Origin of the sequence: Mesorhizobium sp. CA6 (assembly GCF_020165035.1) — a bacterium.
Taxonomy (GTDB): Bacteria; Pseudomonadota; Alphaproteobacteria; order Rhizobiales; family Rhizobiaceae; genus Mesorhizobium.
Genome location: NZ_JAIUHI010000017.1, coordinates 23990 through 49736, shown reverse-complemented (window position 1 = coordinate 49736; position 25747 = coordinate 23990). Strand labels below are relative to the sequence as shown.

Here is a 25747-nt window from a genome sequence, read left to right as displayed (position 1 = left end):
CGGAATAAGCAATTCCGCCACAAAAATGCCGCCGGATTCGGCTCAATGGAAATCGCCGTGAGGGGTTTGCCAAGGCTTGCGGTAAGGAATTTTCAAGGTTAACGGGCTTACGGTCCACTGGTGTTCAGCCTATGGGCCCGGCCATGCCGACGGCCGTTGGCCCGAGAGAAGAGACGTAGCCGTATCGATGTTTGCCAAGCTTGCCCGCACCGGAATCCTGATCGCCGCTATCGGCATCGCCGGCTGCAACGATTCGTCGATGAAGGACTTCGCGCCGGAGGCCAACAAGCCGTTGCCCGACAAGATCCTTGCCGACATGAAGGCCAAGGGCATGGTACGCACCTCCTCGGTGATGGCGCGCATCTTCAAGGAGGAGGGCAAGCTCGAGATCTGGAAGGCCAAGACCAATGGCCGTTACGATCTTGTCGCCACCTACGACATCTGCAAATGGTCGGGAAAGCTCGGCCCCAAATACACCGAGGGCGACCGCCAGGCGCCGGAAGGCTTCTACACGGTGCGTCCCTCGCAGATGAATCCGCGCTCGAACTACCATCTGTCCTTCAACATCGGCTTTCCCAACGCCTATGACCGCGCCAACGGCCGCACCGGCCAGAACCTGATGGTTCATGGCGCCTGCTCGTCGTCCGGCTGCTATTCGATGACCGATGCCCAGATCGAGCAGATCTATGCCTTCGGCCGCGACGCCTTCCAGGGCGGCCAGACCGAGTTCCAAATCCAGGCCTTTCCGTTCCGCATGACCGCCGCCAACATGGCGCGCTACCGCAACGACCCGAACTACGAGTTCTGGAAGATGCTGAAGGTCGGCTACGACAATTTCGAGATCACCAAGGTGCCGCCGAAGGTCGACGTCTGCGAGAAGCGCTACGTCTTCAACCAGGTGGCGCCGGAAGGCACGACCTTCGACCCGACCGGCCCCTGCCCCGCGACCATGCAGCCTGACTCGTTGAAAACGGCCTACGCCGACTACGAGAAGCGTTATGACGCGGCCTTCAAAGCAGCCGTCAATTCCAGCACGCCGCCGCCGAAGCCGACGATTGCCGGCATCAAGGAAGCGAGCATCGTTTCCGACTGGTCGAAGCGCCGCGCCCGCGGCGAGCGCGTGCCGATCGACCCGCCGTCGCTGAATTCCGACGGCTCGGTGACCGAAACGACCCGCATGGGCCGCATCGATTCCCCGCTCGGCCGCAAGATGGCGGCAGCCGACGCGGAAAAGGAAGCCAAGCGCAAGGCCGAAGAGCAGCGCCTGGCCGCGATCGAGGCGGCCAAGGCCGCCAAGGTAGAGGCAAGGGCGCAGGCGCTGGCCGAGAAGGAGGCCGCCAAGCAGGCGGCGCAGCAGCCGGTCGTCACCGCTGGCGTCGAGGCCGCGCCCGCCCAGCCAGCGCAGGAAACGCAGGCCGCCGCCGACGCCGACCAGGGCACCGTGTCGAAGCTGAAGAAGAAGCTTCTCGGCATGTTCGGCGGCTGAGACTTCCGCTTGGCAAAGCCGCCCGCCATCTACGATCTCAAGGGACTGAACTGTCCGTTGCCGGTGCTGAAGGCTCGCAAGCGGCTGGCTGCGATGCGACCCGGCGCCCGGCTGTGGCTCGAAACTACCGATCCGCTGGCGGTGATCGACATCCCGGCCTTCTGCGCCGATGCCGGCCATCAGCTGCTCGAGACGGCGGCCGTCACTGGCGGCCACCGCTTCCTGGTCGAACGCGGCAACGCGGCTGACCTGCTTGCTTCAGCTTAAAGCCCGGCAATCGCGAGCGGATTGGCTTCCAGCGCCGCGCGGTCCGGCGTGTCGATCGACGGCTTGTTGGTGAAGGCCGCGAACAGCCGCTGGATATAGTCATCCGGCATGTCGAGCGTGATCAGCACCAGCCTGGTTCCGCGCTGGCCGTCGGGCCAGGCCGGCAGTCTCGCCGGCGGATGCAGGATCTTCTGCACGCCGTGGATGACCAGCGGCCGCGAGGGATCCTCCGCGAGTTCGATGACGCCCTTCATGCGCAGGAGTTTCTCGCCATGCGTCGAGCGCAGGAGATCGAGGAACATCTCGATCGCCGAGAACGGCACCGGGCCGTCATGGACAAGCGAGTGCGAGCGCACGCGCGTGTCGTGGCGATGCTCATGATGGTGGTGGGGACCATGGTCGCCGTCATGGTGGTGATGGTCGTGATCATGGTCGTGCGCCGCCTCCTCGCCAAGCCAGCGCCGCACGTCGGCGGACTTGGACTGAGGGTCGTAGAGCCCGCAATTGAACAGCGCCGCGGCGCCGGCCTCCTCGACATCGAGCACGACGGCGCCCGGATTGATCTGCTTGAGCCTTGCCCGCAACGCCTCGACTGCGGCCGCGTCCACAAGATCGGTCTTGGTCAGCACGACGCGGTCGGCCACCGCGGCCTGTTTCACCGCCTCGACATGGGTGTCGAGCGTCGCCTCGCCGTTGACGGCGTCGACCAGCGTGATGACGCCGTCAAGCCGGAACGCCTGCACCAGCGCCGGATGCGCCATGATCGACTGCAGCACCGGTGCCGGATCGGCCAGGCCCGTCGTCTCGACGACGACACGGGCCAATTTCGCGATACGGCCGGTCTGCAGCCGGTCGACCAGATCGGCGAGCGTATCGACCAGGTCGCCGCGCACCGTGCAGCAGAGGCAGCCGTCGGAAAGCTGGATGATGCCGTCCGAAGCCTGCTCCACCAGCAGATGGTCGATCGCCACCTCGCCGAACTCGTTGATGATCACCGCCGTATCGGCAAGCGCCGGATCCTTGAGCAGCCGATTGAGCAGCGTCGTCTTGCCGGCGCCGAGAAAGCCGGTGAGCACCGAAACAGGGATGGGAAAGCCACTCATTGGTTTGCCTAGTTGGCAGCTTTGACGGGCTGGTCGCCCTGCGCTCCGGCAGCGGCGGTCGCCAGCGGCTCGGCGCCAGGCGGCGCCGGCCTGTCCGGCCGCCAGACCGGCAGCGGCACATCAGCATAGTTCTGGTCGGTCTGGTCGACGAACGCCTTGGGCGCAGGTCCCGTGGCGCCGCCGAGGCCGACTGCGATGAGCGTGGGATGGGCAAGCTTCACCTGATAGGGCGATTTCGGTTTATTCTTGGCGGCAACCTCGGGCACCGCCTCCGACTGCTCCGCCTTCGGCTTTTTCGCGCAGATCTCGTCATGCATGTCGTTGGGTGACAGCGTGTCGCCATAGGGCTTGAGAGCGGCCAGCGTGGTCGAACCCGCCGCCGGCTTCTCAAAACCCTGGTCGAGCAGCTTTGCCGCCGCTTCGGCGCGGCTGACCGCCGATTTTTCGCCCAGCACCACGGCGACCAGCGTGCGCCCGTTGCGCGTCGCCGAGCCGATCATGTTGAAGCCAGAAGAGCAGACGAAGCCTGTCTTCATGCCGTCGGCGCCGGGATAGCGGCCGATCAGGAGATTGTAGTTCGGGAGCGCCTTCTTGCCGACGGCAAGGCCTTCGATCGAGAACCACGGGGCATATTGCGGAAAATCATTGCGCAACGCCGTCACCAGCACGGCAAGGTCGCGCGCGGTCGTATACTGGTCCGGCGAATAGAGCCCGTTCGGATTGACGAAATGCGTGCCCACCATGCCGAGCCGGGCCGCCTCGGCGTTCATGCGATCGGCGAACGCGGCCTGCGACCCGCCGATATTCTCGCCGACTGCCATGGCTATGTCGTTGGCCGACTTGACCAGCATCATCTTCAGCGCATTGTCGAGCCGCATCACCGAACCCGGCTTGAAGCCCATCTTGCTCGGCGGCTCGCCGGCCGAATGCTTCGTCACCTTGATCGGCGAATCGAGCGCCACCTCGCCGGCCTGGATCGCGCGGAAGGCGACATAGGCGGTCATCAGCTTGCTGAGCGAGGCCGGATACCAGCGCTTGAACGCGTCCTGGTGCTCCAGCACAGTGCCGCTCTTCAAGTCGAAAAGCACGACCGGATTGGCGCGCGCCGTGCCGGCAAGCACCGGAAGCGCCAGCGCGCCTGCCAGCAACAGGTTGAGGAAATGCCTTTGCCGCATGATCAAATCCGAAATCGCCTCTTGCCGTGATCGCCGCTGGCTCCGTAAGATTTCGTTACCCATCGCCAGCATAATGCGACCCGACCCTCGATCCCGGGCCGCATTGTTGCGGTGCTATTTACCCTATGTGACGCCAAAATGGCAAAGTGCCATATATTCACAATTGCTGAGCAGTGGCCCTGAACCGACTGCCGCCAGTCAACCAAGAGATGGACCGACCATGCCGATTCTGAACCGCGCCGCGCAAATGCAGGAAGAAGTTGCCGGCTGGCGACGACATCTGCACCAGACACCGGAGTTGAATTTCGACGTCTTCCAGACCGCCGGTTTCGTCACCGAGAAGCTGACGGCCTTCGGCTGCGACGAGGTGGTGACGGGACTGGGCAAGACCGGCGTCGTCGGCATCATCCGCGGCCGCAAGGGCGATGGCCCGACCATCGGGCTGCGCGCCGATATGGACGCGCTGCCGATCGACGAGATCACCGGCAAGCCGTGGGCCTCGACCGTGCGCGGCAAGATGCATGCCTGCGGCCATGACGGCCACACCGCCATGCTCTTGGGCGCCGCCAAATATCTGGCCGAGACGCGCAATTTCGCTGGCACCGTGGCGGTGATCTTCCAGCCGGCCGAGGAAGGCGGCGGCGGCGGCAACGAAATGGTCAAGGACGGCATGATGGAGCGCTTCGACATCGAAAAGGTATTCGGCATGCACAATATGCCGGGCCTGCCGGTCGGCCAGTTCGCCATCAAGCCCGGCCCGATCATGGCCGCGACCGCCGAATTCACCATCACCGTCAAGGGCCGCGGCGGCCATGCCGCGATGCCGCACGGCACGATCGACCCGATCGTCATCGCCAGCCAGTTGGTCGGCGCGCTGCAAACCATTGCCTCGCGCAGCACCGATCCGGTCGAATCCGTGGTGGTGTCGGTGACGAAGTTCCACGCCGGCGACGCCTATAACGTCATCCCCGAAAGCGCCGAGATCGCCGGCACCGTGCGCACGCTGAAGAAAGAAGTGGCCAAGAAATCGGAAGAGCGCATTCGCGCACTCTGCGCCGGCCTCGCCTCCGCCTTCGGCGCCACCATCGAGGTCGATTACGACGCCAACTACCCTGTCACCTTCAACCATGCGGAGGAAACCGTGTTTGCGGGCGATATCGCCGCCGACATCGCCGGCGACAGCCATGTCCACCGCGCCATCCAGCCGGTGATGGGCGGCGAGGATTTCTCCTATATGCTGGAAGCGCGCCCCGGCGCCTTCATCTTCATCGGCAACGGCGACTCGGCCGGCCTGCATCACCCGGCCTACGACTTCAACGACGAGGTCATCCCGCACGGCATGAGCTATTGGGTGAAGCTGGCCGAGACCGCGCTCGCCGCCTGAGCGCACGCAGGCGAAGGCGACGTTCCGCCATACGGCTTGGCTGGCGCGGCCCACCGAGATGAGTTACAGCCAAAGGGGAGGTCTCCATGCCCCTTGGCGAACCGGCCCGAAGCGTTTATGTGTCGGGCCGCGTGGTCCCGTAGCTCAGTAGGATAGAGCGGCAGATTCCTAATCTGTAGGTCACAGGTTCGATTCCTGTCGGGATCACCAAGTTTTTCAATGGCTTGGCGAGCAGGTCGCTACATCGTGGGCGTCAGGACGATCCTGAAGTGAACGGCCCCGAAAGATGGTGCCTGCGCAAAAGCGTGGAGAGGTGGTTCGCGGCCTCGGCGAATGCTTCGCCTCCAGAAGCGATCAGCGCCGGTCGTTCCTGCTCGGGCGCTGCCAGAACGCGTTCCCAGAATGCGGCTATGAGTGCGCTCGACCGCGCGAGGTCGGCGGCCATGGCCTGATCGGCGGCCAGCGCCGCCAAATGCCGAGATGTAATGCCGCCGATGCCGGGCGGCACTTTCGCTCCCATGTCGAGAAAGCCCGGAGGCAGCGATCCTTTCAGATTGTGGACGCGATGCTCGACGATGGCGGCGTAGATCTGGTCGACGGCCTGCTTGGCGCCGGCGACACGGGAGGGTGTCGGCCGCGGCGTGAGGGAGGAGTTCCAGACGCTGGCCATAGGCCTCGACCAGTCTGAGATAGGGCAGCATTGGTCCCGAAAGCCTGCTGCCGTCCTTGAACAGGTCCGCATCGATCGCCGCATGGGAAACGCGCCCTGACGCCAGCGCGCGCTCCAGTGCTGCCACATCGACCAGCTCGCCGCGATCGTAGTTGATGAGCACCGCGCCGTGGTTGAGGAGGGAGAGGACTTCATCTCCGATCAGTCCGGCATTGGCGTATCGCTGCTGGCCGGCATCGAAGGGACCGAGGCCTAGGTGGACCGAAAGCGCGTCGGCGCCGCGCGCGGCGTCTTCCATGGTCTCGGCATAGTCGAAGCCTTCCGCCTCGATCCATTTATGGTGACGGGACCGCGCATGGATGGTGACCCGCATGCCGAAGGCCTGGCCGAGCCTGGCGAATTCCCGGCCGATATTGCCGTAGCCGATCACCGCCAGCCTTTTGCCTTCGAGCTTCTCGGTCGGATAATGCCGCAGATCTTTTCCGGTATCGAACTGCCCGCCGGCGACCAGGATGTTGAGCTTGTCCACGGGGAGATCCGGCCTGACTTTCAGCAGCGCCTTCATGGCCATTTGCGCGGTGGCGCGGCTGTTGATGCCGGGCGTGTTCATCAACGGCGCTTCGCCGCCTTCCCCGCTGCCTCCGCCCCAGGATGCCGAGCCCATATTGCCGGTGCCGGCGCCGATACGCACGCCGCCAAGGCGGAACCTGGTCTCCGCCGGAATGAAGGTCGCGGCGGCGATGACGGCGTCGTAGCGGCCGTCACCGGCCTCTGCCAGCAATTCGTCACGCGTGCTCAATTGCGGCAGGTAGAAGAAATGCAGCCTGTCGGGGTCAAGGGCGCCGGCCTTGGCGATGCCTGTCTGGTGGAACACGCCGCCCTTGGCTTCGATATAGGCCTTGACCTCGCTGTGGTCGGGATTGCCGTCCGCGCCAAAGCGCAGCCCGACAAAATCGCAAATCAGAATATTGGCTGATGTCATGGAGCGTGGTTTCCCTGCAGCTCCCTCCAGCTACTCCAATCCGTCATCCGATAGACCGACGCGAAGCGGCATATCCGGGTCGCAACCGAGAAATCTGCCTTCAGGAAGCTAGAACCTGTCGGCGCCGGCCGGGTCAGCCTGAGATAATTTCGTAGTGAAGGATCTGGGCGTCGCCGAGGGACGATCTGCGTCCGGGCGAGATGACGCCGGAGCCGAAGAGAAGAATATCTTCGCGGCGTATGAACACTTCATGGCCGGGTCCCATCGACACAAATGTGCCCGACGAGCTTCGCTCGACAAGGCGCGCTTTACCGTTCGAAATGGTGAAGGTCGCGTGGTGCCTTGAAACCCAGGGCCGCTGGACGACGATATCGCATTCCGGAGATCGGCCGATCGTCACCAGTTCGTTGTTTCGGCAGGATCGCGACTGATCTCCATAATGGATGATCAGATTGACCTGCGGCGGCGGGGCAGAGCGCCTATCGACAAAGGTACCTCGGTTGGCGATGTGCGTGCTGAGGGCCTCATTGTCGCTTCGCAGCGTATAGACATCGAAGAGTTCTTGCTTGCCCTTGAAGGCCATCTTGTCGAGGAGCCGCAAGGTACTGCGGCTGCCCGCGGAAAGGGCTTCGAAGAAGCTCTGGCTGATCAGGACCTCCCCGGGGTTGGCCGTGGAGGACAACCTTGCGGTGACATTGACAACGTCGCCGAATACCGCGTCCCGCGCACGAATGACCGCCCCGAAATGCAATCCGATCCGGGCGATCAAGGGCTTTTTCGACAGTTGATGGCTGATTTGGCAGACCGCCATCAGCGCCGCCTCCGAGCTCTCGAACAGGCTGAGCACATCATCACCCTTCGAGTAAATGAAGTCGCCGCCGTGTTGGGCGACGATCTCGCGTATCGCGTCGAGGCAATCCGAGACCTGCCGCAAAGCGGCATCGTCGCCGATGCGCTCATAGAGCGGCGTGCTGCCCACGACATCAGCCAAGAGGACCGCGGCTAGAAGTCTTTCCTGATCCATCGACTCGTATCCGCCCGAGAATGCAGCGTGTATAACATACCAAAGTCGACTTTGATTTATCTACGTGCGCGCCAAAGGGCCGGCGCAACTGGGCAAGTGCTTTGGCGCGATTATCTCGCACGGACAGGCATCTGCCTTCGCTCATCCCGCCAAACGGGTTATCGGCCTCAAAAAAATAGCGGCGAAAGAAGTTTGGTTCACTAACCCGGGCTACCGGCCGCCGGATTGGCGATGATCGCCGCCCGGAAGCGGGCGACGAAATCGTCCAGCGCCGGGCGTTCGGCATCCGAGATCGCCCAGTAGGAGAAGGCATCGTCGGTCCAGTGGACCAGAAGGAAGCCACCTGCCGACAGATCGTCCGCCACCGGCACCGATTTGGCCTCGTTCTGCCGGGGTTCGGCCACCAGCGTGATCAGATGCTCGTGGTGACGGTAGACCAGCGCCGGCATCGGCCTGTCGCCGATCACCTCGACGCGTCCGCCGAGCAGGGCGTAGCCGTCCTTGGCCATATCGGGCGCCGGCGGCGACACGCCGATGCGGCCGTCGAGCCACGGCTTCACCGTATGGCGGTCGGACGAGACGATGTCGACTGGAGTCGCCGCAAGCAGGCTGCGTCGATGGCCGTTGGCGACGGCCACGGCGAAGCTGTCGGACCCATTGCCCGCCGTCGCCAGCCACTGCGTCGCGCCGCTGGCCAGAAACGCCGTCAGCACGATCGAGGCCGCCATCTGGCGCCAGTCGAAGGAATTGAACCAGCGTGCCGCGCGCGGCCGCAACTCGACGACATTGCCTTGCTGCTGTTGCGGCTGTGACTGCGCCTTCACGGCCGTGGATTGGACGACTTCGCCGGCCCCCCTCACCTCGGCGATGGCCGCAATGCGGGCCAGGAAATCGTCGCTGACGGTCGGACGCGGCACATTGGCGACAGCGCCGCGCAGCGCCACCAGGCGCGCATGTTCGGCGGCAAGCTCCGGATCGGCGGCCATCCGCCGCTCGACCGCCAAAGCGGCTGCGGCATCGAGCTCGCCATCGACAAGGGCGTGGATCATCAGCTTCATGTCCTGCGGGTCTTGCGGCAATCCGTCCTCACGCGGGCGATTTTCATGCGGGCTCATGGTGGCGCCCTCCAAGTTCCGTCATCAAGAGGCCGCGGGCTCTCGCCAGCCGCGACATCACCGTGCCCTGCGGCACGCCCAGCATGGCGGCGATCTCGCGGTAGCTGAGACCGTTGATGTCGCGCAGCACAAGTGTTTCGCGGAAGGCTTGCGGCAGCCTGGCGATCGCCGCTTCCACCGCCGCCGAATTGGCCTTGGCGATCAGCGCCGCCTCCGGGCTGTCGGTGTCAGTGTCGGGCGGCGGCGACACGTCGGCGAGATCGGCGAGGTCGCCGACGGCGACCACGCTGCGCGGGCGGTTGCGCGCCATCCATGTGTAGGAAGCGTTGCGCACGATGGTGAGCAGCCATGCGCGGGGGTTTCCCCCAGCGAACCCGGCAATGCCCGCATGCGCCTTGAGGCAGGCCTCCTGCACCACATCCTCGGCGTCGGCTTGATTGCCGGTCAGCCAGCGGGCAAGCGACAGCGCATCGCTAAGATGCGGCAGCACCACTTCGGCAAAACGCGCTGCCAGCATCTTTTCGCTCAACACCGTTCCGCCGTCGGGCGCTCCCGCCATGGGTTTGCCGCCCTCAGCGGGAGGCGACGATCTGTCCCTGCTCGTGTGGGTGAAGATCGCGACCGCAGGCGATGGCGCCTGCTTCGAGGGAGGAGAAGGCATTGGTGTCACCGGAGTCAAGTGTCTCGGAAGCAAGGCGTGCCTCGGAAGAGGACGGCGCATCGCTGGCTGCAACGGGGCGGTCGCCGTCATGGTCGTGGATCTCGATGGTTGCGATCGGCAGGGATCACGGCCGGCGTCGGGGCGGTATCGCCCGGACCGGATGCGCCCGGCTCATCCGCTCCAGGGGACGCCGGCGGCTGACGCCTTCGCCCTCTTCAGCCCGTGCGTATTGGTCTTCTCGCCGCTTCATGATGGTCTCCTGCTGTTGCGCACAAATGGCGCATGCTCTGGAGACCCGCAGACCGGGCGGTTTATTCCCGGCCGGTCGGCTTTTTCGTTAACGCCAACTTGATCGAACGGCGTGCGGGCCTACAGCGCCTGCAGCGCAAGCCCCGCCAGCGCCGATCCCGCCAGCGTCGGCAGCATGCCGAGTTTCAGCCTGAACATGGCGACCATCGCCGCCGCCGACAGCAGCGCGGCGCGCCAGTCGAGCGAGGACAGGACCGGCACCTCCACACCCCAGCCGACGCTTGCGACCTTGCCGAAGACGACATGCAGCGCGAACCACAATGCAAGGTTCATGATCACGCCGACGACTGCCGCTGTGATCGCGCCCAGCGCCGCTGCCAGCGCCTTGTTCTGCCTGAGCTGCTCGATGTAGGGCGCGCCCAAAAATATCCAGAAGAAGCACGGGACGAAAGTAGCCCAGAGCGTCAGCGCCGACCCGAGCGATCCGGCAAGCAAAGGATTGATTGCACCGGCATGGCGATAGGCGGCGGCGAAGCCGACGAATTGCAGCACCAGGATCAGCGGCCCGGGCGTCGTTTCGGCAAGCCCCAGCCCGTCGACCATCTGTCCAGGCGAAAGCCAGCCGAACGAGGTCACCGCCGCCTGTGCCACATAGGCGAGAACCGCATAGGCGCCGCCGAAGGTGACCACGGCCATCAGGCTGAAGAAGCCGCCGACCTGCGTCCACACGCTGCCCGGCCCCGCCAGCAAGGCGACCAGTGCTACAGGCCCCAGCCAGAGCGGCAGCCAGATGGCGATGGTGCGGGCCGCATGCCATCTGGTCGGCACGGTATGGCCGAGCTCACCGCGCTCGAACATCAGGTCGACCACGCCTTTGATGTCGGCGACGCTGCCCTTGCCATGTGCCGAGCCGGAAAACAGCCGTGGCGCAAACCGATTGCCGATCCAGCCGATGAGGCCTGCCGCAAGCACGATCAGCGGGAACGGCACTCTGGCGACATAGATGGCGAGGAAGGCCGCCACCGCGATCACGATCATGGCCCGGTTCTTCAGCGCCCGCTTGCCAATGCGGATCACGGCTTCGACGACGACGGCAAGCACCGCCGCCTTGACGCCGAAGAACAGCGCCTCGACGACCGGTGTATCGTTGTAGATCATGTAGAAGCTGCTCAAGCCCAGCATGACCAGCGCGCCCGGCAGCACGAACAGGCTGCCGGCGACGAGGCCGCCTGCCGTCCGATGCAGCAGCCAGCCGATATAGACGGCAAGCTGCTGGGCCTCGGGCCCAGGCAGGAGCATGCAGTAGTTGAGCGCGTGCAGGAAACGCTCCTCGCCGATCCAGCGGCGCTCCTCGACCAGTTCCTTGTGCATCAGCGCGATCTGCCCGGCCGGCCCGCCAAAGGACAGCAGGCCGATCTTTGCCCACAGCCGTGTCGCCTCGCGAAAACTCGGCACGGTCGGGACATCGACCAACGGTGCGGCGTCGTTCTTGGCGAGCGCTGTCACTACGCCTTGCCTCCTGTCGGCCAGTTGTGCGTCTCGTCCGCGGCATCGCGGCACCAGCGAAAGAAGGCGTCATAGAGGAGCATGCCGGCTTCGAGCTGCTCGAGGTCGTCGCGGAACATGCGCGACAGGCCGAGCGAGGCGGCGAGGAACCCGGCCGCCTGCGGCACGAGGTCGAGGCGCGCCGTATCGGCGCCGCGCACGATCAGCGCCAGGCGATCGAGAGCTTCGACGCGCAGGCCGAATTCCTCGATCATCGTGTCGAAAGTGCAGCGATCGCCACGATGGCTCCAGAACACGCCTTCTATGTCGAAGGGAACCGCTGCGAAGCGGTCCGCCACAAGAGGCACCTCGGCTGGATCGACGAACAGGAAAACCGCCTTGGGATCGATGAAGCGGCGGATCAGCCAGGGGCAGGCGATGCGGTCGACCTTCGGCCGCGAACGCGTGACCCATACGGTGCGGCCCTTCTCGTCACGGAGCGGGATCGCGCCGGCGCTGACCAACGGCGCCCTGGCGGCGACCCAGGCCTCGAAGCCGCCTTCCAGCGATTCCGCCGGAATATCTTCGTGGCGCAGCCACGCGGCAACGCCTTGCGAGAGTTTCTGCCCCCTCTGGCAGATCACGACGACTTTGCGTCCCGAAAATTCCGACGCCCAGCTTGAGACAGTCCTGAAATCGCGCCGGCATGAAGCCGGCAACAGGCGCGGATCGGCTTCATAGTCCTCGTCGATGCGCACATCGACCAGGCAAGGCGCATCGGGCAAGCCGACGAGACGGGAAAGCTGCGGAACGGTGATTGCGGTTGTTGACGGCATAGCGTCCACCTCCTGAGCAAAGAGAGTTTGGACGCGATCGTTGGGCTGACGCCTCACGGGGTCGTCGCGGAGAACCCCTTGCCGGAATGCTGGAACGATCGCCGCCGATTGTCAAGGAAGGTGTTGCCTCCGACCGCCTCGTTTTGCGATCGCCGTTGCGCTTACTGCGCCGTCCAGCCGCCATCCATCGGCAGGGTCGTGCCGGTCATCTGCCTGGCGGCGTCCGAGCACAGGAACAAAGTCAGCGCCGCCAGCTCCTCGACGGTGACGAATTCCTTGGTCGGCTGCGCCGCAAGCAGCACGTCGTGCTTGACCTGCTCCTCGGTCATGCCGCGCGCCTTCATCGTGTCGGGAATCTGCTTCTCGACCAGCGGCGTCCAGACATAGCCAGGCGCGATCGCATTTACGGTGATGCCGTCCTGCGCCACTTCCAGCGCCACCGTCTTGGTCAGGCCGGCGATGCCGTGCTTGGCCGAGACATAGGCCGACTTGAACGGCGAGGCGACCAGCGCATGGGCCGAAGCCGTGTTGATGATGCGGCCCCATTTGCGGCTCTTCATGCCGGGCACCGCCGCCTTGATGGCGTAGAAGGCGGCCAGAAGGTTGATGCGGATGATGGCTTCCCACTTGTCGTCGGGAAATTCCTCGATCGGCGCGACATGCTGGATGCCGGCATTGTTGACCAGGATGTCGAGGCTGCCGAACGCCGCCTCGGCCTCGTGGATCATGGCGGTGACGGCGGCGCCGTCCATCATGTTGGCGTCCGAATAGCGGCACTTGACGCCGAAATCCTTTTCGATGCCGGCCCGCTCCTGCTCGATCGCCGCCGCGTCGCCCAAGCCGTTGATGGTGATGTTGGCGCCCTCTGCGGCGAAGGCACGGGCGATTGCAAGGCCGATGCCGCTGGTCGAGCCGGTGACGAGCGCATTCTTCGAAGACAGGGAACCCATGGGAGATCTCGCAAGAGGTGGGAGGGACTTATCAATGCAACGAGTCAGGAGAGCAGATAGTTGGTGCAGTGCAGCACGACAATGGCACGGCCATGTGTCGGCTCGATTACAGCGCGGCAGCGCCATTTTGCCGGCTCCGTGGCGGCGTGTCGCCGGGCTGACACGGCACTGTCATGCTGCCATGCAACATATTTGCCAGCGCATTCGCGCGGGTCATTTCAAACCTTACTGGGGCACCAGCCATGGAAATCGCCGATGTTGTGAAGCGCGCCTATGCCATGCCGCTCACCAACCCGTCCTTCCCGCCCGGCCCTTATCGTTTCTTCGACCGCGAATACATCATCATCACCTACCGCACGACGCGCGAGGCGCTGGAAGCCGTCGTGCCGGCGCCGCTCGAGATCGACGAGCCGCTGGTCAAATACGAATTCATCCGCATGCCGGACTCGACCGGTTTCGGCGACTACACCGAGACCGGCCAGGTCATCCCGGTGCGCTACAAGGGCCAGCACGGCGGCTACGTGCATTCCATGTACCTCGACGACGACGCGCCGATCGCCGGCGGCCGCGAGCTCTGGGGTTTTCCGAAAAAGCTCGCCAATCCCAAGATCGTGCATGAGGGCGAGGTGGTGGTCGGCACGCTGCATTATGGCACCGTTCTGTGCGCCACCGGAACCATGGGCTACAAGCACCGCGAAGCCGACCACGACCAGGTGCTCGCCTCGCTCGCCGCGCCCAACTTCCTTATCAAGATCATCCCGCATGTCGACGGCAGCCCACGCATCTGCGAGCTGGTCCGTTACTACCTCACCGACATCACGCTGAAGGAAGCCTGGACGGCGCCCGCCGCGCTCGACCTTCGGCCACATGTCATGGCCGATGTCGCCAAGTTGCCGGTGCTCGACATCGTCTCGGCCGTTCACTTCACCGCCGATCTGACGCTGGGTCTCGGCGAAGTCGTGCATGATTATCTCGCGGACCGCGGCCGATCGGCTGCCGGCGCGAAGGAACTGGAGAAAGCCGGTGCTTGAGCGTGCCCGCAACAAGGCGGCCGCCGCCACCATCCAGGAAATCACTGCGCAATATGACCGCATCGCCCTGGTCTTCCAGGGCGGCGGTGCGCTCGGCGCCTATCAGGCAGGGGTCTATCAGGCGCTTGCCGATGCCGGCTGCGAGCCGACCTGGCTTTCCGGCGTCTCGATCGGCGCCATCAACGCCTCGATCATCGCCGGCAACGAGCCGAGCCGCCGCCTGCAGCGGCTGGAGCAGTTCTGGCAGACGATCTCGGGTCGTAAGATCTGGGCCTATACGCCGGAAGGCGACATCTATCGGGACATCCGCAACCAGACCTCGTCATTGATGACCATGACGATGGGCCAGCCCGGCTTCTTCAAGCCGCGCAATCCCAACCCCTGGTTCCAACTGGCGGGAGCGGAAGGCGCCACAAGCTTCTACGACACCGCCGAGCTCAAGGACACGCTGGAAAGCCTGATCGACTTCGACGTGCTGAACGACGGCAGGAAGCGCTTGAGCGTCGGCGCGGTCAATGTCAGGACCGGCAACTTCGTCTATTTCGACACCGACAAGGTGCGCATCGGGCCGGAGCACATCATGGCGAGCGGCGCGCTGCCGCCGGCCTTCCCCTCGATCCGCATCGAAGGCGAGTATTACTGGGACGGCGGCATCGTTTCCAACACGCCGCTGCAATATCTGCTCGACCAGGAGGAGGACCGCTCCTCGCTGGTGTTCCAGGTCGATCTGTTCAGCGCCCGCGGCGTGCTGCCGCGCGGCTTGGCCGACGTCCTGTCGCGCCACAAGGACATCATGTATTCCAGCCGCACGCGCCAGAATACGGACAACTTCCAGCGCATCCATGCGCTCAAGATGAAGCTGCTCGACGCGCTGAAGCGCGTGCCGCCGGACCAGCTCAAAGACGGCGAGAAGGAACTGATGGCCGACTATTCCGACGCCGGCGTGGTCAACATCGTCCACCTGATCTATCAGCACAAAGGCTATGAAGGCCACGCCAAGGACTACGAGTTTTCCGGTACCTCGATGCGCGAGCATTGGGAGATGGGCCTGGAAGACACCGAGCGCACGTTGCGGCACAAGAAGTGGCTGATGCTGCCCGACAATGCCGACGGCGTCACCATCCACGACCTGCATCGCGAAGACCCGACCTGATATTTGCATCCGCCACAAGCGGAGCAATCTCGGGAAAAAGTCACGACGGTCGCTCGCCTGGGAGCCCGTAAAACTGTGAAGCACTGCTTCATAGCCCATCAACATTGTCGCGGATAGCCGCTTGCGGAGAGCGGGCTTACATCTGGGCGTCAGCAAAATGCGCTGGGCTCAATGGAGTACCGCCGATGACCGCAGAAGCTGTTCCCCCTGCCGTCGTTCCATTGCGTGACGCCTGGCGAGGCCTGCTGTGGTTTGTGCCGCTCACAACGCTCTGGCTACTCTTGATCTATCGTTGGCCGGCGATCCCGGAGAGCGGCGTTCCGACCACGTTCCACCAGCTCGCGGCCCATGGGCTCATCGCCCTGGGATTGTGGCTCGGCCTCGAACATACGAGCCTGACACCGGGTCAACGTCGCGCGACTTGGTTGGCGATCATGATCCCGGATACGCTGTGGTTCGCCGTCGCTTGGAGCGCCGCGATCAATGGCATCTTCCATCCGGATGCCACGGCTTTACCGGCGTTGCCATCGGCTATCTTCCTGCCGGTGTCATCGGTGCGCCGCTGTTGCTGTTCTCCAGGCGGGTCGGGCAGGTGCTCGATGCAATGCCGGCGAGCTGGCTCGTCGCGGTTCAGCTCTACCGCGTATTCGGCAGTTGGGCGCTCGCGGCGTGGCTGCATGGTGCGCTGCCCGGCGTATTCGCGGTGCCGGCAGGCGTCGGCGACGTGCTGACAGGGCTGTTCGCATTGCCTGCGGCGATCGCGGTGGCTACCGGCACAGCCGGGGGCTGGAGGGCAGCAATTCTCTGGAATATCCTCGGCCTTGCCGATTTCGCTGTCGCGATCACCATGGGCATAATCACCTCGCCCGGCCCGTGGCAGTTGATCGTTCCGGATGTGCTGAGCATCGGCGCTGGCGATTATCCGGGTGTGCTGACCCCTGCTTTCGTGGTGCCAAGCTCAATCCTGCTGCATGTTTTGTCGCTGCGCCAGTTGCGCCGCCGCAGCAGGGAAATTGCGCGACGATAGAAAGAAACGGCGCCGCCAGCCGCGCCGTTTCTTTGAGGGCCTTCCCGCTCAGAAAACGTGGCGGAGGATCACGAACAGCGCGAAGGCCAGCGCGATCGAGCAGGGCAGCGTGAGCACCCAGGCCAGCAGCAGGTTGCGCACGGTCGACCACTGCAGGCCGGAGCCGTTGGCTGCCATGGTGCCGGCGACGCCGGACGACAGCACGTGCGTCGTCGACACCGGCAGGCCGAAACGGTCGGCCATGCCGATGGTGATCATCGCGACCAGCTCGGCGGCGGCGCCCTGGCCATAAGTCAGGTGGCTCTTGCCGATCTTCTCGCCGACGGTGACGACGATGCGCTTCCAGCCGACCATGGTGCCGAGGCCGAGCGCCAGCGCCACGGCGATCTTCACCCAGAGCGGAATGAACTTCGTCGCGTTATCGACCGCCTTGTGATAATCGGTCACCGCCTTGAGATCGGCGTCCTGCATCGGCAGCAGCTTCTTCTTGTCGATCAGCTTCAGCGCTTCGCCGATCAGGTAGATGTCGTTGCGCGCGTTGCCGACAAGGTCGGTCGGCACGTTATCGACCGAGGCGTAAGGCTGCAGCCCGGCGGTGGTGTTGTGGATATAGGTCTGCAGCGCGATCGTGGTCTGATCGTTCCAGCTCTTGCTGCGCACGGCCTCCTGCACGGCAGCATTGGCATCGGCGACAGCAACGCCAGGCTTGACGTACTTGCCCAGAGCCTGCTCGACAGACACCGAGGCCGCCTTGTAGGCGTCGAGATAGTTGATGTCGGGCGTGCGGTTGAGCGCGTAAGCCGTCGGCACCACACCGATCAGGATCAGCATGATCAGTCCCATGCCCTTCTGGCCGTCATTGGAGCCATGCGCGAAGCTGACGCCGGTGCAGGTGAAGATCAGCAGCGCGCGGATCCACCATGGCGGCGGCGCATTGCCCTTCGGCGCTTCGTAGAGCGCCGGATTGCGCACCAGGAGCTTCATGGCATAGAGCAGGATGGCGGCGGCGAAGAAGCCGACGATCGGCGAAACCAGCAAGGTGATGCCGACATTGGTCGCCTGCCCCCAGTCGACACCGCTGGTGGCGCTTCCGGCCGGGGCCATGAACTGGTTGGCGAGGCCGACGCCGATGATCGAGCCGACCATCGTGTGCGAGCTCGAAGCCGGCAGGCCGAGGAACCAGGTGCCGAGGTTCCACAGGATGGCGGCGACCAGAAGGGCGAACACCATGGCGAAGCCGGATGACGAGCCGACCTGCAGGATGAGCTCGACCGGCAGCAGCGACAGGATGCCGAAGGCCACCGCGCCGCTCGAGGTCAGCACCCCGAGGAAATTGAAGACGCCCGACCACATGACGGCGAATTCGGCCGGCAGCGAGCGCGTGTAGATGACGGTGGCGACCGCGTTGGCGGTATCGTGGAAGCCGTTGACGAATTCGAAGCCCAGCGCGATCAGAAGCGCGATGCCAAGCAGGATCCAGGGCACCGTCTTGGCGATGGCCAGATCCTGGCTGAGCGCATAGCCGACATAGACGATGCCGACGAGCACCAGCACGCCGAAGGTCGGCAGGAACCATTTGGCACCGCCCGATTGTTCCAGGGGATGATCCGGTCTCGGGATCCCCGCCTCACTCGAAACTACGTCCACCATTGTCCCACTCCTTCTGCATTGCAGCAAAGAACCGGGAAGGACGCTATGTCCCTAGAATGAAGCTGGTGTGACGCTCTTAACCGTTTGGTCACCACCACTACCAAGCCGTTTGGTCACCACCAAACCGTTGGTGACCTATCCGGCTATCTTCAGGAGCGAGGACACCAGAAGCTTGCGCTCGTCTTCTGAGAGCACGTCTGAATCAAACAGATTCATGCTGCGCATCCCTTCGATGGCGAGAAAGCAGACCAGCAGCGAGCCGAGGTCGTCCGTCTCCCCCTTCAGCCTTTCGAACAGCTGGCGCTTGAAGGCCTTGATCGGTGTCAGAAAATCGGGATCCTCCGCAATCGCGGAGAACATCCAGGACGCCGACGGTTTCGGCCGCTCGCAGTCGTCGGCCGACAGCTTGATATAGGCTGAGAGGACGCTCTCGTGGCCGGCCTCGGTGGCTCGTGTTTCCAGCGCCTTCTGGAAGTCGCTGAGATAGCTTTCGACCAGGCCCTGCATCAGCTTGGCCTTGGTTGGGAAATTGTAGAGCAGGCCGCCTTTCGACACTCCGGCGCGGCTGGCGACCGCCTCGAGCGACAGGCTTCCCGGACCAGCCTCGCGCGCCACGTCGGCGGCGGCGGCAAGTATCTTTTCGCGTGAGTTCGCCCTAGGTACTCTCATCGCGCTCCCCGTACATTAGCTTAGGCGGAATTGACAAGACCGTCCAGCCGGTACAGTAAAGCGCGCCGATTTGAAATCGGGACTTATCGTCGATATGTGTCCCGGCATCGATTGTTTTGCCGGTTGCCGGCTCGAGGGGACTGTCCGTGAAGCGCTTTTTCATCATCGCCGGATTCTTGCTGCTGCTTGCCCTGGTATGCGTCGGCATTGTTGGCTTCAACTTCATGCGCGATGCCGGCATCAAGCAGTATTTCGCCACCATGAAGCCGCCGGCCGCGACGGTCTCGACAGTGATGGTCAAGCCTTCGGTATGGACCCCCGGCATCGAGGCCATCGGCACCGTCAACGCCGTGCGCGGCGTCGATCTCACCCTTGAGACGAGCGGCATCGTCAGGGACATCCTTTTCCACGCCAACCAGAAGGTTGCCGCCGACGCGGTGCTGGTGCAGCTCGACGATGCCGTCGAGAAAGCCGATCTGGTGGCGCAGAAGGCGCAGGCCGCCTCGGACCAGGCGGCGCTGACCCGCGCGATCGAATTGCAGCGGCGCGGCGTCGGCACCGACGCGACGCTGGACGCCGCGCGTGCCGCGGCGGACGCCTCGGCCGCGCAGGTCAACAAGCTGCAGGCGGTGCTCGACCAGAAGCAATTATCCGCGCCATTCGGCGGCACGGTCGGTATCCCGAAGATCGACATCGGCCAGTATCTGGCGCCCGGCAACGCGGTGGTGACGATCCAGGACCTGGACACGATGCGGGTCGACTTCACGGTACCCGAACAGCAGCTGCCGCTGCTCAAGATCGGCCAGACCATCAAGCTCGGCACCAATCTCGCCGATATGTCCTTTGCCGGCTCCATTCGCGGCATCGACCCCAAGATCGATCCCGCCAGCCGGCTGGTCTCGATTCGCGGCGAGGTCGCCAATCCGGAAGGCAAGCTGACGCCTGGCCAGTTCGTCCAGATCCGTGTCGAGCTGCCGCAGGAAAACAATGTCATTTCCGTGCCGCAGACGGCGGTGACGACCAGCCTCTATGGCGATTATGTCTTCGTGGTCGAGCCGGCGAAGCCCGCTGCCGCGCCGGCGAAGCCGGATGAGCAGAAGGCCAGCGCCGATAAGGCGGCCGGCGATGCCGCCAAGCCGCAGGCGGACGCCACCAAGCCAGCCGACAAGGCCGCAAAGCCGGCGGACGCGAAGCCGGCCGACAAAGCGGCCGGCGACGCCGCCAAGCCGGCCGAGGCCGCGCAGCAGCCTGCGCTCACCATCTCGCAGGTCTTCGTCAAGCTCGGCCGCCGCAACAACGGCATGGTTGAGATCGTCGAGGGCCTCAAGGACGGCGACCAGGTCGTCACGGCCGGCCAGAACCGGCTCTTCAACGGCATGTCGGTTGCCGTCGACAACACCATCGATCCCAGCAAATCGGCGAACAAACAGGTTCAGCAATGAGCTTTTCCGACCTTTTCATCCGCCGGCCCGTGCTGTCGACGGTGCTGGCCTGCCTGATCCTGCTGCTCGGTTTCCAGGGCATCTTCGGCCTGTCGATCCGTCAATATCCTAAGGTTGACGAGACGGCGATCACCATCACCACGGCCTATCCCGGCGCCAGTGCCGACCTGATCCAGGGCTTCATATCGGCCCCGATCGCGCGCGCCGTCGCCTCGACCGAAAACATCGATTACGTCACCTCGTCCAGCCGTCCGTCCTCGAGCACGGTCACGGTGCAGATGAAGCTCGGCTCCAATCCGGACGTCGCGCTGGCAGAGGTGCTGTCCAAGGTCCAGGGCGTGCGCGGCACCTTGCCGGACGCCTCCAAGGATCCGGTCATCGTCAAGGGCACCGGCCAGCAGTTCGCGATGATGTACATCTCGATGCAGAACCCGAACATGACGAAGGAGCAGCTCACCGAATATATCGAGCGCGTCATCCGGCCTCGCATCTCGACCGTGGAAGGTGTCGCCGACGTCCAGATCTTCGGCGCCCAGGAATATTCCATGCGCGTCTGGATCGACCCGATCAGGCTTGCCGCCCGCGGCGCCACCGCCGTGGACGTGCTGACCGCGATCAACAACTCGAACTTCCTGTCGGCGCCCGGCAACACCGAGAACGAATATGTGGTCTCCTCGATCACCGTGCATTCGACCCTGCAGACGCCTGAGGCCTTCGCCCAGCTCCCGATACGCTCGACGGATGGCCAGGTGGTGCGCCTGCGCGACGTCGCGCATGTCGAGCTCGGCGCGAAAAACACCGACACCAGGGTGAGCTTCAACGGCAAGCCGGGAACCTTCCTGGCCATATTCCCGACGCCTGCGGCCAACCCGCTGACGACCGCCGCCGCGGTCACCCGGCTCGTGCCGCAGATCCAGGAGACGCTGCCGAAAGGCATGACGATCGAGGTCGTCTACGACGCCACTGGCCAGATCAGCGCCTCGATCGAGGAAGTGTTCAAGACCATCGGCGAAGCCGTCGCCATCGTCATCGTGGTCATCCTCCTGTTCCTGGGCTCGTTCCGCTCGGTGATGATGCCGATCGTGACGATCCCGCTATCGCTGATCGGCGTCTGCTTCATCCTGTTTGCGGTCGGCTATTCGATCAACCTTCTGTCGCTGCTGGCCATGGTGCTGGCGATCGGCCTTGTCGTCGACGACGCCATCGTGGTGGTGGAGAACATCCACCGCCACATGGAGGAAGACGGCATGTCGCCGATGCAGGCGGCCTTCAACGGCATGCGCGAGATCGCGACGGCCATCGTGGCGATGACCATCACGCTGGCCGCCGTGTTCGCCCCGCTTGCCTTCACCGGCGGCCTGACCGGCGCGCTGTTCCGCGAATTCGCGGTGACACTGGCCGGCTCGGTGGTGTTGTCGGGCGTGATCGCCATGACCATCACGCCGATGATGTCCGCTCGCCTGCTGAAGCCGGGCCAGCACGGCCGCTTCCAGCGGATCGTCGACGGAACCTTCAGCCGCGTCGAGCGTGTCTACGAACGGGCGGTCACCGCTTCGCTCAGGAACCGCCCGGTGACGCTGATCATTGTCGTCGCTCTAGTGGCGCTGACCGGCTTCATGTTCACCAAGACCTCGACGGAGCTGGCGCCGGAAGAAGATCAGGGCTTCCTGCTCTCGATCGTCACCGCGCCGCGCTATGCGACATCGGATTACACCGAGGCCTACGTCAACCAGATGCTTGGCCTGGTGAAGGACATTCCCGAGACCAGGGCGCAATTCTCCGCCGTCGCCTTCGGCGGCGCGACCAACGGCGCCTTCGTCGGCTTCGCCTTCAAGGACTGGGCAGAGCGCAAGCGCAGTTCGAAGGAGCTCCAGGCCGACATTCAGGGCCGCCTCGCCAAGGTCGCCGGCGTCGAAGCCTTCGTCTTCGCGCCGCCGACGCTGCCCGGCTCCGGCGGCGGCCTGCCGATTTCCATGGTGGTGCGCTCCACCGGAGCTCCCTCGGAGGTCTTCGAGCAGGCGGAGAAGATCAAGAGCAAGGCGCAGGGTTCCGGCCGCTTCATCGTCGTGCAGAACTCGATGTCTTACGACGCGCCGCAGGTGACCGTGACCATCGACCGCGAGCGCGCAGCAGCATTGAACCTGCCGATCGCCGATATCGGCAATACGCTGACGCTGCTTGTGGGCGGCTCCGAAGTGGCGCAGTTCGACCGCGACTCCAACAGCTACGACATCATCCCGCAGGTGCCGCAGGAATTCCGCGACAATCCCGACAAGCTCGGCGAGTATTTCGTGCGCAGTGTCGACGGCAAGATGGTGCCGCTGTCGGCGGTCGTGAAGATCTCGACCAATGCCTCGCCGGCGGCCATCGAGCAGTTCAACCAGCTGAACTCCTCGACGATCTCGGCCTTGCCTCTGCCTGGCGTGACCACCGGCGACGGACTGAAGGTGCTGGAGGATCTCGCTAAGGAGACCCTGCCCGACACCTTCTTCGTCGACTATTCCGGCCAGTCGCGGCAGGAGAAGGAGCAGGGCAACACCATCCTGATCGCCTTCGCGGCGGCGGTGATCGTCATCTACCTGGTGCTGGCGGCCCAGTTCGAGAGCTTCCGCGATCCGCTTATCATCATGATGGCGGTGCCGCTGTCGATCTTCGGCGCGATCGTGCCGCTCAACATCGGCCTGGGGACGCTGAACATCTACACCCAGGTCGGCCTGATCACGCTCATCGGCCTGATTACCAAGCACGGCATTCTGCTGGTGGAATTCGCCAACCAGCAGCGTGAAATACATGGCATGCGGCGCCGCGACGCCATCATCGCTTCGGCCAAGGTGCGCCTGCGGCCGATCCTGATGACCACGGCGGCCATGGCGCTCGGCGTCGTGCCGCTGATCGTCTCCAGCGGCGCCGGTGCAGCCGCGCGCTATTCAATGGGCCTGGTCATCTTCACCGGCATCCTGGTCGGCACCATGTTCACGCTCTTCGTCGTGCCGATGTTCTACACCTTCATCGCCAGCAAGGACCTGCCGCATCTCGCCGAGAAGCCCGATCCGAATCTGATGCCGGCGCTGCCGAGCTGAGACGACAACCGAAGCGAAAAACAAAAGAGGCCGGAATTTTCCGGCCTCTTTTTTTGGCGGCTGCCTCACAGCTTCGCGATCGGTGGAAGGCGGCAACCTGCCTGCTACTCTTACCCAGCCGGTTACTTGGCCAAGCCTTATTTGACAATGACGATGCTGGTGTTGCCGGGGCCGAAGGCCTCGACCAACTGATAGAAATCGGCCGCAGCATCGGGATGCAGCCGCACGCAGCCATGCGAAGCGGGGCGGCCGAGACGGCTGACGGCATAGGTGGCGTGGACCGCGTAGCCGCCGCTGAAAAACACCGAATGCGGCATCGGCGCGTTGTCGTATTTTTTCGAATACCACATCTCATGCAGGCGGGTCGGCTTGAACGAGCCGGTCGGCGTGATGTGCCTTTTGTCGCCGGTCGACACCTTCCAGATATAGGTCGGGCGGCCATCGACCGTGACTTCCATGATCTGCTGCGACAGCGAAACCTTGGCGACGATCTGGTTGGCATGGGCGGCGTTGCCGGCGCCGAAGAGCAGCGCCGCGCCGGTGAGCGCGGCGGCGGTGATGTTGATGAGCTTGGCGGAATTGGCGGAGTGCATGACGATCCCTCTGTTTTTTGCCGTTGTGTCCGGCTTCAATTTCGATGGGGCCTTATCGTGCTCGTCCGTTTCAGACCTATTTCGCTTGATGCTCGTTTCTGTTTCGAAATCGTTTCTGCAAATTAACAACCAGGCCAGTAGAGCAATACTGCGGACTTATTCGAGAGGTGGCGGTCCGGCGTCGCACAATCAGCTTATGCCAGAAACGAAAGTTCATTTTATCCGTATATGAAAGACCAGGGCCCATTTTCGAAACCGATTTGCAACAAAGTGCGTCTCCGGCGGCATGATCTGGATACAGGCCGGCATCAAATTTGACGCAACGGGAACAGACATCCACAAACGAAATGGGCAGGAAATCGAAACTCCGCTCCTGGCTTCCCAGGATCAGCGTCGCGGCGATCGTGCTCGGCGGCGCCGGCTCGGTAGCCGGCAAGCCGGCGACGACGCTGGCGGCGATGACTTCCGGCGAGGTTTCGACGCTGCACATGGCTCTGTTCATCGCCACGGTCTGGATTTTGTCCAGCCTGCGCGTCCACCGGCTGAAGGCCTTCTGGCGGGTCGGCCTCCGGTTGATGAGGACGCGCGGCCCCTCCGGCTACTTGCTGCCGAGAGGACCGAAGGCCCGCGCCGCAGCGGGGGGCTCCGTCAGCGGCGCGGGCGCTTCGGGAGTTTCCTGAGCCCGATTTCGAGATCGAGGATTTGAAGAGATGAAGACGAAACTTGCCGCCTCGGTGCTTTCAGCGCTGCTTTACGCGCAGGGTTTGCTGGGCTTTGCCGCTCTTGCGACGGTGTTGCTAAAGGAGCGCGCCCAGGCCGGGATAACCGTCAGCGCGAACGTTCCAACTGGACCCTCTGTCATCGTCGTGCGCTGAACGCCAGGCGTTGTCGGACCCAAAATGACCACCGCTTTGGGAAATCCGATGCTCAAAAGCCTCGCTGATCAAAGCTTACTCGTTGCGTGGAACCGGCGGATCGAAACGATAGCCGGCACCCCTGATGGTGGTGATGGTCTCGGTGTCGAGCTTGCGGCGCAGCCGCACGATGCGCGAATCGATCGAACGGTCGAAAGCATCTGCATTCTCCGCCGGCGCCGCGGCAATGATATCGTCGCGCGTCAGCACCTTGCGCGGGCTGGCCAGGAACAGCTTGAGCAGCGCCACCTGGCCCGGGGAGAGCTGCTCCTCCGCGCCCGAGCGATGCATCACCATGGCCGACCGCAGGTCGACGGTGGCGTTTTCCAGTACGACCAGCTCGCCGCCGGCCCTGCCGCGTCTCATCAGCAGGCCGCCGATGCGCGCGGCAAGCTCGCGCACGTTGAGCGGGCTTTCGATGACGTCGGCGGCACCCAGCTCGAGCGCCAGCACCTTGTCGACGAGGTCGCGCGGCCGGCAGATCAGGATGAAGTCGGGACCGCCCTTGCCACCCCCGCCCTGACTGCTGTAACGCCTGAGCAGTTCGCGGCCTTCGGCCTGGGTGACGTCGTCGCCGACGACCACGACATCGATGCCGCCGGCCGAAAGCAGCGTCTCCGCCTCCCAGGGCTGGCGCGCCTGACGCACATCGTGCCCGCGCCGTTCGAGATGATCGGCGAGATTTTTGGCGACCACCTCGGCGACGGACACAAGCGCAATGACGGATCGTGCGGCCATTTTCTTCACCCCGCCACAGACAACTCGAGATGAGTGCTGGACATCATGTTTATACCCAATCTA

Annotated in this window: 24 protein-coding genes and 1 tRNA gene; 12 read left to right on the top strand and 13 right to left on the bottom strand. The window is 64.1% G+C overall.

Annotated features, from left to right (window positions below):
• Positions 1-187 precede the first annotated feature (187 nt).
• Both LB526_RS23480 and LB526_RS23475 read left to right on the top strand, forming a co-directional pair.
• Positions 188-1486, top strand: coding sequence for a murein L,D-transpeptidase family protein (locus LB526_RS23480; RefSeq protein WP_224629989.1), 1299 nt, complete (start codon positions 188-190; stop codon positions 1484-1486).
• Between the two features lie 9 nt (positions 1487-1495).
• On the top strand, positions 1496-1753 hold the full coding sequence (locus LB526_RS23475) for a sulfurtransferase TusA family protein (RefSeq protein WP_095767426.1): 258 nt from the start codon (positions 1496-1498) through the stop codon (positions 1751-1753).
• Here LB526_RS23475 and LB526_RS23470 read toward each other — a convergent pair.
• Together LB526_RS23470 and LB526_RS23465 are read right to left on the bottom strand one after the other, a co-directional pair.
• A complete protein-coding gene (locus LB526_RS23470; RefSeq protein ID WP_224629988.1) occupies positions 1750-2856 on the bottom strand; it encodes a CobW family GTP-binding protein in 1107 nt (368 codons plus the stop codon). The genes LB526_RS23475 and LB526_RS23470 overlap by 4 nt on opposite strands.
• Positions 2857-2864: 8 nt before the next feature.
• Positions 2865-4031, bottom strand: coding sequence for a D-alanyl-D-alanine carboxypeptidase family protein (locus LB526_RS23465; protein ID WP_224629987.1), 1167 nt, complete (start codon positions 4029-4031; stop codon positions 2865-2867).
• A gap of 220 nt (positions 4032-4251) precedes the next feature.
• On the opposite strand from LB526_RS23465, the gene LB526_RS23460 reads away from it, so the two are divergent.
• Both LB526_RS23460 and LB526_RS23455 read left to right on the top strand, forming a co-directional pair.
• Positions 4252-5415, top strand: a complete 1164-nt coding sequence (locus tag LB526_RS23460; protein ID WP_140692803.1) for a M20 aminoacylase family protein — start codon at positions 4252-4254, stop codon at positions 5413-5415.
• A gap of 133 nt (positions 5416-5548) precedes the next feature.
• Positions 5549-5625, top strand: a tRNA-Arg gene (locus LB526_RS23455).
• A 29-nt stretch (positions 5626-5654) separates the two neighbouring features.
• Here the strand turns inward: LB526_RS23455 and LB526_RS23450 are convergent.
• A complete protein-coding gene (locus LB526_RS23450; RefSeq protein ID WP_411968033.1) occupies positions 5655-6884 on the bottom strand; it encodes an NAD(P)-dependent oxidoreductase in 1230 nt (409 codons plus the stop codon).
• An 18-nt stretch (positions 6885-6902) separates the two neighbouring features.
• On the opposite strand from LB526_RS23450, the gene LB526_RS29845 reads away from it, so the two are divergent.
• The gene (locus LB526_RS29845; RefSeq protein ID WP_411968031.1) at positions 6903-7061 is read left to right on the top strand and encodes a hypothetical protein; all 159 of its coding nucleotides are present in this window, start codon (positions 6903-6905) and stop codon (positions 7059-7061) included.
• A 139-nt stretch (positions 7062-7200) separates the two neighbouring features.
• Here LB526_RS29845 and LB526_RS23445 read toward each other — a convergent pair whose 3' ends face one another.
• The 6 genes from LB526_RS23445 to LB526_RS23420 form a co-directional block, all read right to left on the bottom strand.
• A complete protein-coding gene (locus LB526_RS23445) occupies positions 7201-8091 on the bottom strand; it encodes an adenylate/guanylate cyclase domain-containing protein (protein ID WP_224629986.1) in 891 nt (296 codons plus the stop codon).
• Between the two features lie 200 nt (positions 8092-8291).
• Complete coding sequence (locus tag LB526_RS23440; RefSeq protein WP_224629985.1) at positions 8292-9206, bottom strand: anti-sigma factor family protein; 915 nt, start codon at positions 9204-9206, stop codon at positions 8292-8294.
• The gene (locus LB526_RS23435; RefSeq protein ID WP_224629984.1) at positions 9193-9765 is read right to left on the bottom strand and encodes a sigma-70 family RNA polymerase sigma factor; all 573 of its coding nucleotides are present in this window, start codon (positions 9763-9765) and stop codon (positions 9193-9195) included. The genes LB526_RS23440 and LB526_RS23435 overlap by 14 nt, the downstream gene beginning before the upstream one ends.
• Positions 9766-10236: 471 nt before the next feature.
• Complete coding sequence (gene chrA, locus LB526_RS23430; protein WP_224629983.1) at positions 10237-11622, bottom strand: chromate efflux transporter; 1386 nt, start codon at positions 11620-11622, stop codon at positions 10237-10239.
• Positions 11622-12437 carry a chromate resistance protein ChrB domain-containing protein gene (locus LB526_RS23425; protein WP_224629982.1) on the bottom strand — a complete coding sequence of 272 codons (816 nt, stop codon included), beginning with the start codon at positions 12435-12437 and terminating at the stop codon, positions 11622-11624. The genes chrA and LB526_RS23425 overlap by 1 nt, the downstream gene beginning before the upstream one ends.
• A gap of 161 nt (positions 12438-12598) precedes the next feature.
• Positions 12599-13387 carry a 3-hydroxybutyrate dehydrogenase gene (locus LB526_RS23420; RefSeq protein WP_224629981.1) on the bottom strand — a complete coding sequence of 263 codons (789 nt, stop codon included), beginning with the start codon at positions 13385-13387 and terminating at the stop codon, positions 12599-12601.
• Positions 13388-13629: 242 nt separating this feature from the next.
• Between LB526_RS23420 and LB526_RS23415 the strand changes: the two genes are divergently transcribed.
• From LB526_RS23415 to LB526_RS23405, 3 genes are all read left to right on the top strand, one after another.
• On the top strand, positions 13630-14418 hold the full coding sequence (locus LB526_RS23415) for an acetoacetate decarboxylase (protein ID WP_224629980.1): 789 nt from the start codon (positions 13630-13632) through the stop codon (positions 14416-14418).
• Positions 14411-15571, top strand: a complete 1161-nt coding sequence (locus tag LB526_RS23410) for a patatin-like phospholipase family protein (protein ID WP_224629979.1) — start codon at positions 14411-14413, stop codon at positions 15569-15571. Before LB526_RS23415 ends, LB526_RS23410 begins: the two co-directional genes overlap by 8 nt.
• A 466-nt stretch (positions 15572-16037) precedes the next feature.
• Positions 16038-16598 (top strand): hypothetical protein, encoded by a 561-nt coding sequence (locus tag LB526_RS23405; RefSeq protein ID WP_224629978.1) that lies wholly within the window; start codon positions 16038-16040, stop codon positions 16596-16598.
• 48 nt (positions 16599-16646) lie between these two features.
• Here LB526_RS23405 and LB526_RS23400 read toward each other — a convergent pair whose 3' ends face one another.
• Positions 16647-18248 carry an inorganic phosphate transporter gene (locus tag LB526_RS23400; RefSeq protein ID WP_224629977.1) on the bottom strand — a complete coding sequence of 534 codons (1602 nt, stop codon included), beginning with the start codon at positions 18246-18248 and terminating at the stop codon, positions 16647-16649.
• Positions 18249-18383: 135 nt separating this feature from the next.
• Positions 18384-18917, bottom strand: a complete 534-nt coding sequence (locus LB526_RS23395; protein WP_224602348.1) for a TetR/AcrR family transcriptional regulator — start codon at positions 18915-18917, stop codon at positions 18384-18386.
• Between the two features lie 146 nt (positions 18918-19063).
• Here LB526_RS23395 and LB526_RS23390 point away from each other — a divergent pair, with 146 nt between their 5' ends.
• Positions 19064-20359 carry an efflux RND transporter periplasmic adaptor subunit gene (locus LB526_RS23390; RefSeq protein WP_224629976.1) on the top strand — a complete coding sequence of 432 codons (1296 nt, stop codon included), beginning with the start codon at positions 19064-19066 and terminating at the stop codon, positions 20357-20359.
• Positions 20356-23439, top strand: a complete 3084-nt coding sequence (locus tag LB526_RS23385; RefSeq protein WP_224545634.1) for an efflux RND transporter permease subunit — start codon at positions 20356-20358, stop codon at positions 23437-23439. The genes LB526_RS23390 and LB526_RS23385 overlap by 4 nt, the downstream gene beginning before the upstream one ends.
• Positions 23440-23576: 137 nt before the next feature.
• Here the strand turns inward: LB526_RS23385 and LB526_RS23380 are convergent, their stop codons facing one another.
• Positions 23577-24032, bottom strand: coding sequence for a L,D-transpeptidase (locus LB526_RS23380; protein WP_095767557.1), 456 nt, complete (start codon positions 24030-24032; stop codon positions 23577-23579).
• A 347-nt stretch (positions 24033-24379) separates the two neighbouring features.
• Between LB526_RS23380 and LB526_RS23375 the strand changes: the two genes are divergently transcribed.
• Positions 24380-24712, top strand: a complete 333-nt coding sequence (locus LB526_RS23375) for a hypothetical protein (protein ID WP_140544285.1) — start codon at positions 24380-24382, stop codon at positions 24710-24712.
• Between the two features lie 30 nt (positions 24713-24742).
• Positions 24743-24907: a hypothetical protein gene (locus LB526_RS23370; protein ID WP_224545633.1), complete on the top strand. Its 165-nt coding sequence runs from the start codon at positions 24743-24745 to the stop codon at positions 24905-24907.
• 75 nt (positions 24908-24982) lie between these two features.
• Here LB526_RS23370 and LB526_RS23365 read toward each other — a convergent pair whose 3' ends face one another.
• On the bottom strand, positions 24983-25684 hold the full coding sequence (locus LB526_RS23365; RefSeq protein ID WP_224545632.1) for a response regulator transcription factor: 702 nt from the start codon (positions 25682-25684) through the stop codon (positions 24983-24985).
• Positions 25685-25747 lie beyond the last annotated feature (63 nt).

Bases quoted from the DNA above. Each gene is read 5' to 3' on its own strand.
- LB526_RS23480 (WP_224629989.1), top strand. From the start codon at position 188: ATGTTTGCCAAGCTTGCCCGCACCGGAATCCTGATCGCCGCTATCGGC.
- LB526_RS23470 (WP_224629988.1), bottom strand. From the start codon at position 2,856: ATGAGTGGCTTTCCCATCCCTGTTTCGGTGCTCACCGGCTTTCTCGGC.
- LB526_RS23465 (WP_224629987.1), bottom strand. From the start codon at position 4,031: ATGCGGCAAAGGCATTTCCTCAACCTGTTGCTGGCAGGCGCGCTGGCG.
- LB526_RS23460 (WP_140692803.1), top strand. From the start codon at position 4,252: ATGCCGATTCTGAACCGCGCCGCGCAAATGCAGGAAGAAGTTGCCGGC.
- LB526_RS29845 (WP_411968031.1), top strand. From the start codon at position 6,903: ATGCAGCCTGTCGGGGTCAAGGGCGCCGGCCTTGGCGATGCCTGTCTG.
- LB526_RS23445 (WP_224629986.1), bottom strand. From the start codon at position 8,091: ATGGATCAGGAAAGACTTCTAGCCGCGGTCCTCTTGGCTGATGTCGTG.
- LB526_RS23440 (WP_224629985.1), bottom strand. From the start codon at position 9,206: ATGAGCCCGCATGAAAATCGCCCGCGTGAGGACGGATTGCCGCAAGAC.
- LB526_RS23435 (WP_224629984.1), bottom strand. From the start codon at position 9,765: ATGGCGGGAGCGCCCGACGGCGGAACGGTGTTGAGCGAAAAGATGCTG.
- LB526_RS23425 (WP_224629982.1), bottom strand. From the start codon at position 12,437: ATGCCGTCAACAACCGCAATCACCGTTCCGCAGCTTTCCCGTCTCGTC.
- LB526_RS23420 (WP_224629981.1), bottom strand. From the start codon at position 13,387: ATGGGTTCCCTGTCTTCGAAGAATGCGCTCGTCACCGGCTCGACCAGC.
- LB526_RS23415 (WP_224629980.1), top strand. From the start codon at position 13,630: ATGGAAATCGCCGATGTTGTGAAGCGCGCCTATGCCATGCCGCTCACC.
- LB526_RS23400 (WP_224629977.1), bottom strand. From the start codon at position 18,248: ATGGTGGACGTAGTTTCGAGTGAGGCGGGGATCCCGAGACCGGATCAT.
- LB526_RS23395 (WP_224602348.1), bottom strand. From the start codon at position 18,917: ATGAGAGTACCTAGGGCGAACTCACGCGAAAAGATACTTGCCGCCGCC.
- LB526_RS23385 (WP_224545634.1), top strand. From the start codon at position 20,356: ATGAGCTTTTCCGACCTTTTCATCCGCCGGCCCGTGCTGTCGACGGTG.
- LB526_RS23380 (WP_095767557.1), bottom strand. From the start codon at position 24,032: ATGCACTCCGCCAATTCCGCCAAGCTCATCAACATCACCGCCGCCGCG.
- LB526_RS23375 (WP_140544285.1), top strand. From the start codon at position 24,380: ATGGGCAGGAAATCGAAACTCCGCTCCTGGCTTCCCAGGATCAGCGTC.
- LB526_RS23370 (WP_224545633.1), top strand. From the start codon at position 24,743: ATGAAGACGAAACTTGCCGCCTCGGTGCTTTCAGCGCTGCTTTACGCG.
- LB526_RS23365 (WP_224545632.1), bottom strand. From the start codon at position 25,684: ATGGCCGCACGATCCGTCATTGCGCTTGTGTCCGTCGCCGAGGTGGTC.